At 72.2% G+C, this 11,466-nt stretch carries 8 protein-coding genes; all 8 read left to right on the top strand.

Features of this window, described 5'->3' with window-relative positions:
* Window positions 1–297: 297 nt before the first annotated feature.
* The 8 genes from AB0E88_RS08800 (at window position 298) to AB0E88_RS08765 (ending at window position 11,401) form a co-directional block, all read left to right on the top strand.
* Window positions 298–1,065 carry a GntR family transcriptional regulator gene (locus AB0E88_RS08800; RefSeq protein WP_361626115.1) on the top strand — a complete coding sequence of 256 codons (768 nt, stop codon included), beginning with the start codon at window positions 298–300 and terminating at the stop codon, window positions 1,063–1,065.
* 213 nt (window positions 1,066–1,278) lie between these two features.
* Window positions 1,279–2,559 (top strand): amidohydrolase family protein, encoded by a 1,281-nt coding sequence (locus tag AB0E88_RS08795; protein ID WP_361626113.1) that lies wholly within the window; start codon window positions 1,279–1,281, stop codon window positions 2,557–2,559.
* A gap of 225 nt (window positions 2,560–2,784) precedes the next feature.
* On the top strand, window positions 2,785–4,266 hold the full coding sequence (locus tag AB0E88_RS08790; protein WP_361626110.1) for an NCS1 family nucleobase:cation symporter-1: 1,482 nt from the start codon (window positions 2,785–2,787) through the stop codon (window positions 4,264–4,266).
* A 47-nt stretch (window positions 4,267–4,313) separates the two neighbouring features.
* Window positions 4,314–5,039: an aspartate/glutamate racemase family protein gene (locus AB0E88_RS08785; protein WP_361626107.1), complete on the top strand. Its 726-nt coding sequence runs from the start codon at window positions 4,314–4,316 to the stop codon at window positions 5,037–5,039.
* 116 nt (window positions 5,040–5,155) lie between these two features.
* Window positions 5,156–5,806 carry a GntR family transcriptional regulator gene (locus AB0E88_RS08780; protein ID WP_361626104.1) on the top strand — a complete coding sequence of 217 codons (651 nt, stop codon included), beginning with the start codon at window positions 5,156–5,158 and terminating at the stop codon, window positions 5,804–5,806.
* 25 nt (window positions 5,807–5,831) lie between these two features.
* Window positions 5,832–6,017 carry a hypothetical protein gene (locus AB0E88_RS08775; protein WP_361626101.1) on the top strand — a complete coding sequence of 62 codons (186 nt, stop codon included), beginning with the start codon at window positions 5,832–5,834 and terminating at the stop codon, window positions 6,015–6,017.
* A 221-nt stretch (window positions 6,018–6,238) separates the two neighbouring features.
* Window positions 6,239–7,792, top strand: coding sequence for an MFS transporter (locus AB0E88_RS08770; RefSeq protein ID WP_361626098.1), 1,554 nt, complete (start codon window positions 6,239–6,241; stop codon window positions 7,790–7,792).
* Between the two features lie 234 nt (window positions 7,793–8,026).
* On the top strand, window positions 8,027–11,401 hold the full coding sequence (locus tag AB0E88_RS08765) for a pyruvate carboxylase (protein ID WP_361626095.1): 3,375 nt from the start codon (window positions 8,027–8,029) through the stop codon (window positions 11,399–11,401).
* Window positions 11,402–11,466: the final 65 nt, after the last annotated feature.

Here is an 11,466-nt window from a genome sequence, read left to right as displayed (position 1 = left end):
ACCTCTCACCCACGCCCTCGGCGGTGACCTGCGGAAAACGGCGCTCCTGCACGGTGGGCTGGGGAACCTGGCCCCAATGGTGTAGACCAGCACCGCGAGCTTGGCCTAGACCTATGGGGCTGTCAAGGGGGGTTCAAGGAGGTGATGTCCGTCGTGACCGGAACGTCACCGGCCGCATCACACTGCGGTGCTCGAGGGTTGGACTAGACCAAGTCCGGATCCCTCGCTATAACGGAGAACCGCCGAGCGGCCCGCTGCCGTCGGCCGTATCGGGCACCGGAGCCGGGAAGGCGGGTCATGAGTACCGACGTCAGCAGTGCCCAGGGGGAGCGACGGGGCGGGCCCGGAGGCGTCGCACGGGTGCCCAAGTACTACCGGATCAAGAAGCGGCTGCTGGAGATGGCCGAGGTGCGGCCGCCCGGCGCGCCCATGCCGGCGGAGCGCCTGCTCGCCCTGGACTTCCGCACGTCCCGCACCACCGTCCGCAAGGCCCTCCAGGAGCTGGTCGGCGAGGGAAGGCTGGACCGGGTCCAGGGCAAGGGCACGTTCGTCGCCCGCCCCAAGGTGTCCCGGACGCTGGATCTGACCTCCTACACCGAGGACATGGAGGCCCAGGGCATGCGCCCGGCCTCCCGGGTGCTGGACATCGGCTATGTCAGCGCCGGCGTCGAGCTGGCCGGGCTGCTCGACGTCGCGACCGGTGAACGCGTGCTGCGGGTGGAGCGGCTGAGGCTGGCGAGCGGCGAGCCGATGGCGATCGAGGCGACCCATCTGCCGGACCGCCGCTTCCCGGGGCTGCGCCGCAACCTGGCGAAGTACACCTCCCTGTACACGGCCCTCGCCGAGCAGTACGGCGTGCGGCTCGCGGAGGCCGACGAGACGATCGAGACCTCGCTCGCGACCCCGCGCGAGGCCGGGCTGCTCGGTACGGACGTCGGCCTGCCCATGCTGCTGCTGTCCCGTCACTCCCGTGACGCGGAGGGCAGGCCGGTGGAGTGGGTCCGCTCGGTGTACCGCGGCTCCCGCTACAAGTTCACGGCCACGCTGACGCGCCCCGCGCACTGACGGAAGGCGCTCGTCGTTGCGACGGAAGCGCTGGTCACGGCGACGGGCGGTGCTCGGCACGTGCGGAGGAGGTGCTCGCAGCGGCCTGAAAAATTGGATACCAAAATCCGGACCGCGCCTGTCCTGTGAGGCAAGAACCCTTGTGGCGTGGCCGAATTTTGGTATACAAAACGGGGACCTGCTGAACGCCCGCCCAGGTCTCAGGAGCCACCCATGTGTCTGGAGTCCGTCCCCCCGCCCCCCAGCCGGCTGACCCGGCGAGGTGTCCTCGCGGGCGCCGCGGCACTCGCCGGGACGGCCGCCGTCCTCGCCGGTCCGGCGCCCGGGGCGGCCGCCCGCCCGGCGGACCGGCCCGAACCCGACGCGTCCGGTGACCTGGTCATCGAGGGCGGCACCCTGCTGGACCCGGCCACCGGTGAGGTCACCGAGGACGCCGTCGTCGTGATCCGCGGCGGCAGGGTGCGGTGGGCAGGGCGCCGCGGCACGGGGTCCGTCCCCGCCGGACTGCCGCAGCTCGACGCGCACGGTCACTGGGTGCTGCCCGGCCTGGTCGACGCCCACATCCACCTCCAGACCGTCGCCGAGGCGCGCACGGCGCTCACGCACGGCGCCACCAGTGCCCGCAGCGGCTCCACCACCTTCTTCCAGGACATCGCCGTCCGCGAACTCGCCCGCCGGCTGCCCACCCGGGCGCCGCGGCTCACCGCCGCGGGTGTCTTCGTCACCCCCGACCTCGGCGAGTCGGTGCTCGCCGACCCCGAACTGGCGCCCCTGACCGCGCTGAAGGACGGCGTGCGGTCCGCCGAGGCGCTGCGGCGCGTCGTCGAGGTCAACCTCGCTCGCGGCGCCGACGTGATCAAGACCCGGGTCAACGAGCGCGCCGGACTGCCCGAACAGGACCCGCTCACCCAGGTCTACTCCTACGAGCAGCTCGCCGAGGTCGTCGCGGCCGCACGGCGCGGCGGCCGGGGAGTGCTGTGCCACAGCTACAGCGCCAAGGGCTGCGACGACGCGGTCCGCGCCGGCATCCGCTCGCTGGAGCACGGGGTGTTCGTGGCCGAACGCACACTGCACGACATGGCACGGCGCGGGACGTACTTCACGCCCACCCTCACCGCCATCGCGGGCATGGTGGGCGACCCGGACCCGGTGCTCGACGAGCGGGGCCGCACGTTCCTGCCGGTGCTGAAGGAGGCCGTACGGACCGCGCACGCGCTCGGTGTCCCGCTGGCCGCCGGCACCGACTCCTCCGGCGGTGCGGTCGACCCCGTCGGCGGCGAGGTCGTACTGATGCACCGCGCGGGTCTGGCGCCCCTGGACGCCATCCGCACGGCGACGACGAACGCGGCCCGGCTGCTGGGGCTCGAGGGAGCTGTCGGCCGGCTGGCCCCCGGCTTCGCCGGCGACGCCGTTCTGCTGGCCGGTGACCCGCTGGCCGACCTGTCGCTCCTCACCCGCCCGGCGCGCGTCGTCCGCGCGGCCCGACCGGTCTGACGGTACGTCAAGGCACCTTTCCGCAGCGCGAATCGTCCCGTGCGGGGTCTCCCGCAGGGGCGCTTCGCGCTGCCCTTTTTGGTCGAGAATAACCGGATTGGCGCGAGTTGCTCCTCACCCCTTGACGGTGGTCTTCGGCGAAAACTACGTTCATTGGCGCGGAAGTTACCTTCCACTTTGTGGAAACCTCTGAAAGTTCCCGCCCTCCCCCTCCCGGAGTCCCGTATGACTGCGCTGGACAACCGGTCGGACGTGGAGACCAGCAGCACTCCCAGCCCTGGTCTCTACACGTACGATCTCGCCCCCACGAAGAAGGAAGGGCGCCGCTGGGGCGCCTACAACGTCTTCACCCTGTGGGCCAACGACGTGCACAGCCTCGGAAACTACGCCTTCGCCCTAGGGCTGTTCGCGCTCGGCCTGAACGTGTGGGGCATCCTGGCCGCCTTCGCGCTGGCCTCCCTGCTGCTGTTCCTGCTGCTCACCCTCTCCGGCTTCATGGGACACAAGACCGGCGTGCCCTTCCCGGTCATGAGCCGCATCGCCTTCGGCATCCACGGCGCGAAGATCCCGGCCGGGGTGCGCGGACTGGTCGCCATCGCCTGGTTCGGCATCCAGACCTACCTCGCCTCGTCCGTCCTCAGCACCCTGCTCGTCGCGATGTTCCCCGGTCTCGCCCGGCTGGACGGCGACTCCCTGCTCGGCCAGTCCACCCTCGGCTGGATCACCTTCCTGGCGCTGTGGGGCCTTCAGGTCCTCATCGTCAGCTACGGCATGCAGATGATCCGCCGTTACATGGCGTTCGCGGCGCCCACCACCCTGATCACCATGTGCGCCCTCGCCGCCTGGATGTTCTTCCGCGCCGGCGGATCGATCTCGCTCTCCGACGGCGACCCGCTCACCGGCGGCGCGATGTGGCTCCAGGTCCTCCAGGCCGCCGCGCTGTGGGTCGTCATCTACGGCACGTTCGTGCTGAACTTCTGCGACTTCACCCGCTCCGCCCGCAGCCGCGGCGCCATCGTGCGCGGCAACGTCATCGGCATCCCGGTGAACATGCTCTTCTTCGCGGCGATCGTCTCCATCCTCAGCGGAGCCCAGTTCAAGCTCGACGGGCACATCATCACCAGCCCGACGGACATCGTGCGGACCATCCCGAACATGGCCCTGCTGGCCGTTGCCTCCCTCGCGCTGATCGCCCTCACCGTCGCCGTCAACCTGCTGGCCAACTTCGTCGCACCGATCTACGCCCTGGTCAACCTGTTCCCGCGCAGCCTGAACTTCCGCAAGGCCGGCCTGGTCAGCGCGGTCCTCGGTCTGATCATCACGCCCTGGAACCTCTACAACAGCCCGATCGTCGTCAACTACTTCCTCGGCGGCCTGGGCGCCCTCCTCGGCCCCCTCTTCGGTGTCGTCATGGCCGACTACTGGCTGCTGCGCCGCTCCCGGGTGAACGTGCCCCACCTGTACAGCGAGGACGCCGGCGGCGACTACCACTACCGGCGGGGCTACAACCCGCGCGCCGTCGCCGCCTTCCTGCCGAGCGCCGCGATCGCCGTCACCGTCGCGCTGGTGCCCTTCTTCCACGCCGCGGCCGGGTTCTCGTGGTTCATCGGCGCGCTCCTGGCCGCCGCCGTGTACACCGTCGTCTCCGACCGCTCCGCCCTCGTCCGGGACGTCGACGGCGAGGCCATCGCCGTCGCCGCCGAGTGAGCCGTCCCCGCCGAGCGAACCGGCCACACCACCGAGAAAGCCGACCCATGCGCATCCTCGTCGTCAACGTCAACACCACGCAGTCCCTCACCGACGCCATCGGCCGCACGGCCGCCGCCGCGGCCTCACCCGGCACCGAGATCGTCCCGCTGACCCCGGCGTTCGGCGCGGAGTCCGTCGAGGGCAACTACGAGAGCTACCTCGCCGCCATCGCCGTGATGGAGACGGTGCTCGCCTACGAGGGGCCCTACGACGCCGTCATCCAGGCGGGATACGGCGAGCACGGCCGCGAGGGACTGCAGGAGCTGCTCGACGTGCCCGTCGTCGACATCACCGAGGCGGCCGCGAGCACCGCCCAGTTCCTCGGCCGCAGCTACTCCGTCGTCACCACCCTCGACCGCACCGTCCCGCTCATCGAGGAGCGTCTGCACGCCGCCGGACTGAGCGCGCGCTGCGCGTCCGTGCGGGCCAGCGGGCTCGCCGTGCTGGATCTGGAGGAGGACGAGAAGGCGGCCGTGGACGCCATCGTCGAGCAGGCCGCGTACGCCGTCGCACACGACCGGGCGGAGGTGATCTGCCTGGGCTGCGGCGGCATGGCCGGCCTCGCCGAGCGCGTCGTGGAACGCACGGGGGTTCCCGTCGTCGACGGGGTGGCGGCGGCCGTCACCGTCGCCGAGTCACTGGTCCGCCTGGGCCTGAGCACATCAAAGGTGCGCACCTACGCCCGCCCGCGGCCCAAGCTCATCGCCAACTGGCCGCCCAAGGCGTGCTGACCCCCGCTCGGCCCGTCCTCGTAACCGGCTAAGGTCACTGTGGCCTGGTCCCACGGCCCGCCGGCACCCGCACAGCGCCGGCCGGCCGCCGGGGACGTGACGAGAGAAGGACGACCATGACGGGGTCAGAAGGGTTCACGCCCGAGTCGGAGCGCGTGACCGGGCAGCTGCGGGACGAGATCCTCGACGGGGTGCGCAAGCCGGGCAGCCGGCTGGTCGAACGTGAGCTCGCCGAGTCCCTGGGGGTCAGCCGGCTGCCCGTCCGCGACGCCCTCAAGACGCTCGTCGCCGAGGGCCTGGTCACGCCGCGGCCGCGCAGCTGGGCGGTGGTCCGCGAGTTCACCCCGTCCGACCTGGCCGACCTCGACGAGGTGCGCGGCGCCCTGGAGACCCTGGCCTTCCGCCTGGCCGCGCAGCGCCACACCCGCGAAGGGCTGCAGCGGCTGCGCGCCGACCTCGACCGGGAACTGCGCGCGGCTCGCGCGGGTGACGCCGTGGGGGCGCGCCGCGCCGCGGCCGACTTCCACCAGACGGTGATCTGGCTGGCCGCCAACGACCTGCTGAGCGAGCTGGAACGCGTGATGCGCAGCCGGGTGCGCTGGCTGCTGGGCCGGCACGACGACCTCCTCGGCATCGCGCAGGAACACGAGACCCTCTACCAGGCCATCGCCGACCGGGACGTCAGCCGGGTCGAGTCCCTGGTGCTGAACCACCTGGCCACGAGCCGTGCCGCGGTCCAGGCCCACCGCACGGGGGACACCGGCTGACGGCCCGCCCCGGGGAGCCGCTCGCATGACGGTCGTGCACGAGATCAACACCCTGGTGCGGCTGGGCGAGTTGACCGAGCGGTACGGCCGCCCGGTCACCCCGGGCGACGTGCCCGGCGAGGCATGGGACACCGTCGCCCGGCCCGCCGAGCCGCCCGACGAGGACCCGCGGGGCACCCGCCGCCGACGGACGGACCTGCTCACCCGGTAGTCGTACGACCGCGAAGGCGACGAACCGGCCGACGCCGGCCTCTGCGTCGACCTGCCCGCCCGGCAGCCCCATGTGCTCAGCGTGCCGGTGCCCGGACCGGCACCCGGGAACACCCTGCGTACCGCCGCTGTCACCACCTGACGCGACCCGTCCGGCCGAGTGGTGACCGCGCACCGGCGGGCGTAGCGTCGACGACGGACCCGGCACCCTGGGGCAGCCCTATGAGCACCAGTCCACAACCGATCTCCGCGACGCAGCCCGCCACCGACCGGCGGGGCGGCGGCGGGAACGCGATGGCCCTGCTGGTCATCGCCTCCTGCCAGCTGATGGTGGTCCTCGACATCACCATCGTGAACATCGCCCTGCCGCACATCCAGAGCGCGCTCGCCTTCTCCACCACCAGCCTCGCCTGGGTGGTCAACGCCTACACCCTCACCTTCGGCGGTCTGCTGCTCCTCGGCGGCCGCACCGGCGACATCCTCGGCAGACGGCGCGTCTTCATGTTCGGCGTCGCCCTGTTCGCCGTCGCCTCCCTGCTCGGCGGCCTCGCGCAGAACCCCGGCGAACTGCTCGCCGCCCGCGCGTTGCAGGGCGTCGGCGGGGCGATCGCCTCCCCGACCGCGCTGTCGCTGGTCAGCACCACCTTCAAGGAGGGACCGGAGCGCAACCGGGCCTTCGGCGTGTTCGCCGCGGTCTCCGCCGGCGGCGGCGCGATCGGACTGCTCATGGGCGGCATCCTCGTGGAGTGGCTGAACTGGCGCTGGGTGCTGTTCGTCAACGTGCCCATCGGCCTGCTCATCGTCCTCGCCACACCCCGCTTCATCCGGGAGTCCGAACGCCATCCCGGCCACTTCGACATCGCCGGGGCGCTGACCTCCACCGCGGGCATGGTGCTGCTCGTCTACGGGTTCATCCGGGCCGCGCAGGAGGGCTGGCGGGACGCGCTGACTCTGGCCTCGTTCGCCGCCGCGGTCGTCGTCCTGGCACTGTTCGTGCTGATCGAGCGGCGCTCCAAGCAGCCGATCACACCGCTGCACATGTTCGCCGACCGCAACCGCGCCGGCACCTACGGCATCATGCTCTGCCTGGCCGCGGCGATCTTCGGCATGTTCTTCTTCCTCACCCTGTTCGTGCAGGACGTGCTGGGCTTCAGCCCCCTGCGCGCCGGGCTCGCCTTCCTGCCGGTCAGCGCGGTCATCGCGGTCGGCGCGGGGCTGGCCTCGCGGTTCCTGCCACGCTTCGGACCCAAGCCGTTCATGGTGACCGGCGCGGTCCTCGCGGCGGCGGGCCTCGCCTGGCTGACGCTGACCGACGTGCACTCCACCTACGCCGGCAGCATCCTCGGCCCGATGCTCGTCTTCAGCCTCGGCATGGGCATGGAGTTCGTGTCGCTGACCCTGATGGCCCTGTCCAACGTGTCGCCCCGGGAGACGGGCGCGGCCTCGGGACTGCTGAACGCCACCCAGCAGGTCGGCGGCTCCCTGGGCCTGTCCATCCTGGTCACCACCTTCGGCACCGCCAGCACGAACGAGGCGCAGAAACAGATCCCGCGCTTCCTCGCCCAGGCCACCCCGCTGGAGCGGCTGCGCTTCCAGCGCACCGGAGTCCTGCCCAAGCCGTTCTCCGACGAGGTCCTCACCTCCGGCGTGTCCGCCGCGTTCGTCGTCGCCGCGATCTTCACCGCCCTCGCCGCGCTGATCGCCGTCGTCGCCATCCAGGTCCGCTCCTCCGACCTGGAACGGCTGCAGGGCCAGACGGGCCTGCCACCGGGGTAGCCGCTGCGGGGCCGGCCGGACGGACTGGCCACCGGGCCGGCCGCTGCGTGCCGGACGGGCGCGCCGCCCGGCAGCGGGGGCGGGAGCCGGGCAGGCAAGCACCGGGGTGCCCCGCCGTTGCGCGGGATGTCGCATCCTGAGACCGTCGCCTGAAGGGTGACCCGCGTCTCATGGCCGGCCGGGACGGTTGCCGCGACCATGGGGGGAATCACCCGCAGGCCGAAGGGATCGGGGATGCTCCGCAAGGTACTGGTCGCCAACCGTGGCGAGATCGCGATTCGCGCCTTCCGTGCCGGATACGAACTCGGCGCGCGCACCGTGGCCGTCTTCCCGCACGAAGACCGCAACTCCCTGCACCGGCTCAAGGCCGACGAAGCCTATGAGATCGGCGAACCCGGGCATCCGGTGCGCGCCTACCTCTCCGTCGACGAGATCATCCGCGCCGCCCGGCTGGCCGGCGCCGACGCCGTCTACCCCGGTTACGGCTTCCTGTCCGAGAACCCCGAGCTGGCCCGCGCCTGCGAGGAAGCGGGCATCACCTTCGTCGGCCCGAGCGCGCAGATCCTCGAACTGACCGGCAACAAGGCCCGCGCCGTGGCCGCCGCCCGCGAGGCCGGCGTGCCCGTCCTCGGCTCCTCGCAGCCCTCGGGCGACGTCGACGAACTCGTGCGGGCCGCCGACGACATCGGCTTCCCCGTCTTCGTCAAGGCCGTCGCCGGCGGCGGCGGGCGCGGCATGCGCCGCGTCGAGGACCCCGCCCAGCTGCGCGAGGCCATCGAGGCCGCCTCCCGCGAGGCCGCGTCCGCGTTCGGCGACCCGACGGTCTTCCTGGAGCAGGCGGTCGTCGAGCCCCGCCACATCGAGGTGCAGATCCTCGCCGACGGCGAGGGCGACGTCATCCACCTCTTCGAACGCGACTGCTCGGTGCAGCGCCGCCACCAGAAGGTCATCGAGCTCGCGCCCGCACCCAACCTCGACCCGGCGCTGCGCGAGCGGATCTGCGACGACGCCGTGAAGTTCGCCCGGCACATCGGCTACCGCAACGCCGGCACCGTCGAGTTCCTCCTCGACCGCCAGGGCCGGCACGTCTTCATCGAGATGAACCCGCGCATCCAGGTCGAGCACACGGTCACCGAGGAGGTCACCGACGTCGACCTCGTCCAGTCCCAGATGCGCATCGCCGCCGGCCAGACCCTCGCCGACCTCGGCCTGTCCCAGGACACGGTCACCCTGCGCGGCGCCGCCCTGCAATGCCGTATCACCACCGAGGACCCCGCCAACGGCTTCCGCCCCGACACCGGCCGGATCAGCGCCTACCGCTCGCCCGGCGGCTCCGGCATCCGCCTCGACGGCGGCACCACCCACGCCGGCACCGACATCAGCGCGCACTTCGACTCCATGCTGGTCAAGCTGACCTGCCGCGGCCGCGACTTCACCACCGCCGTCAACCGGGCCCGGCGCGCGGTCGCCGAGTTCCGCATCCGCGGCGTGGCCACCAACATCCCGTTCCTCCAGGCCGTCCTCGACGACCCGGACTTCCAGAACGGCAACGTCACCACGTCGTTCATCGAGCAGCGCCCGCACCTGCTCACCGCCCGGCACTCCGCCGACCGCGGCACCAAGCTGCTCACCTACCTCGCCGACGTCACCGTCAACAAGCCGCACGGCGAGCGCCCCGAGCTGATCGACCCGGTGACCAAGCTGCCCGCGCTGCCCGCCGGCGAGCCGCCCGCCGGCTCCAAGCAGAAGCTCACCGAGCTGGGTCCCGAGGGCTTCGCCCGCCGGCTGCGCGAATCGCCGACCATCGGCGTCACCGACACCACCTTCCGCGACGCCCACCAGTCGCTGCTCGCCACCCGCGTGCGCACCAAGGACCTCCTCGCCGTGGCCCCCGTCGTCGCCCGCACCCTGCCCGGGCTGCTGTCGCTGGAGTGCTGGGGCGGCGCCACCTACGACGTCGCGCTGCGCTTCCTCGCCGAGGACCCCTGGGAGCGGCTGGCCGCCCTGCGCGAGGCGGTCCCCAACATCTGCCTCCAGATGCTGCTGCGCGGCCGCAACACCGTCGGCTACACCCCGTACCCGACCGAGGTCACCGACGCGTTCGTGCAGGAGGCCGCGGCCACCGGCATCGACATCTTCCGCATCTTCGACGCCCTCAACGACGTCGGCCAGATGCGCCCCGCCATCCAGGCGGTCCGGGAGACCGGCACCGCGATCGCCGAGGTCGCCCTCTGCTACACCGGCGACCTCGGCGACCCCGCCGAGCAGCTCTACACCCTCGACTACTACCTGCGCCTCGCCGAGCAGATCGTCGACGCCGGCGCCCACGTCCTCGCCGTCAAGGACATGGCGGGCCTGCTGCGCGCCCCGGCCGCCGCGAAGCTCGTCTCCGCGCTGCGCCGCGAGTTCGACCTGCCGGTCCATCTCCACACCCACGACACCGCGGGCGGCCAGCTCGCCACCTACCTCGCCGCGATCCAGGCGGGCGCCGACGCGGTCGACGGGGCGGTGGCCTCCATGGCGGGCACCACCTCGCAGCCGTCGCTGTCGGCGATCGTCGCCGCCACCGACCACTCCGAGCGGCCCACCGGACTCGACCTGAAGGCGGTCGGCGACCTGGAGCCGTACTGGGAGAGCGTCCGCAAGGTCTACGCCCCCTTCGAGGCGGGCCTCGCCTCTCCGACCGGGCGCGTCTACGACCACGAGATCCCCGGCGGCCAGCTGTCCAATCTGCGCACCCAGGCCGTCGCCCTCGGGCTCGGCGACCGCTTCGAGGACATCGAGGCGATGTACGCCGCCGCCGACCGCATCCTGGGCCGCCTGGTGAAGGTCACCCCGTCCTCCAAGGTCGTCGGCGACCTCGCCCTGCACCTGGTCGGCGCCGGGGTGAACCCCAAGGAGTTCGAGGAGAGCCCGGACCGCTTCGACATCCCGGACTCGGTGATCGGCTTCCTGCGCGGCGAGCTGGGCACCCCGCCCGGCGGCTGGCCCGAGCCGTTCCGCACCAAGGCCCTCAAGGGCCGCGCGGAGCCCAAGCCGGCGCCGGAGCTGAGCGCCGAGGACCGCGAGGGCCTGGAGAACGACCGCCGCGCCACTCTCAACCGGCTCCTCTTCCCCGCCCCCACCCGCGAGTTCGAGACGCACCGCCACTCCTACGGCGACACCAGCATCCTCGACAGCAAGGCCTTCTTCTACGGCCTGCGCCCGGGCAAGGAGTACGCCGTCGACCTGGAGCCCGGTGTGCGTCTGCTGATCGGCCTGGAGGCGATCGGCGAGGCCGACGAGCGCGGCCTGCGCACGGTGATGTCGACACTCAACGGCCAGCTGCGGCCGATCCAGGTCCGCGACGCCGCCGCCTCGGCCGGCATCCCGGCCACGGAGAAGGCCGACCGCGCCGACCCCGGCCATGTCGCGGCACCCTTCGCGGGCGTGGTCACCCTCTCCGTCGCCGAGGGCGACCAGGTCGAGGCGGGCGCCACGGTCGCCACCATCGAGGCGATGAAGATGGAGGCCTCGATCACCGCGGCGAAGGCCGGCACCGTGTCCCGGCTGGCGATCAACCAGGTGCAGCAGGTGGAGGGCGGCGACCTGCTCGTCGTGATCGGCTGAGCCCTGCGACGGCAACGGCCCCCCGGCACGGGGGAGGTGCCGGGGGGCCGACGTCGAGGGCGAGG

This window comes from Streptomyces sp. NPDC028635, assembly GCF_040637635.1.
In the GTDB taxonomy this organism is placed as follows: Bacteria; Actinomycetota; Actinomycetes; order Streptomycetales; family Streptomycetaceae; genus Streptomyces.
The sequence above is the reverse complement of the archived record's forward strand: the minus strand, read 5'-3'. Positions and strand labels throughout refer to the sequence as shown.

Excerpts from the sequence above, each read along its gene's own strand:
- AB0E88_RS08800 (WP_361626115.1), top strand. The coding sequence starts at position 298 with ATGAGTACCGACGTCAGCAGTGCCCAGGGGGAGCGACGGGGCGGGCCC.
- AB0E88_RS08795 (WP_361626113.1), top strand. The coding sequence starts at position 1,279 with ATGTGTCTGGAGTCCGTCCCCCCGCCCCCCAGCCGGCTGACCCGGCGA.
- AB0E88_RS08790 (WP_361626110.1), top strand. The coding sequence starts at position 2,785 with ATGACTGCGCTGGACAACCGGTCGGACGTGGAGACCAGCAGCACTCCC.
- AB0E88_RS08785 (WP_361626107.1), top strand. The coding sequence starts at position 4,314 with ATGCGCATCCTCGTCGTCAACGTCAACACCACGCAGTCCCTCACCGAC.
- AB0E88_RS08780 (WP_361626104.1), top strand. The coding sequence starts at position 5,156 with ATGACGGGGTCAGAAGGGTTCACGCCCGAGTCGGAGCGCGTGACCGGG.
- AB0E88_RS08775 (WP_361626101.1), top strand. The coding sequence starts at position 5,832 with ATGACGGTCGTGCACGAGATCAACACCCTGGTGCGGCTGGGCGAGTTG.
- AB0E88_RS08770 (WP_361626098.1), top strand. The coding sequence starts at position 6,239 with ATGAGCACCAGTCCACAACCGATCTCCGCGACGCAGCCCGCCACCGAC.
- AB0E88_RS08765 (WP_361626095.1), top strand. The coding sequence starts at position 8,027 with ATGCTCCGCAAGGTACTGGTCGCCAACCGTGGCGAGATCGCGATTCGC.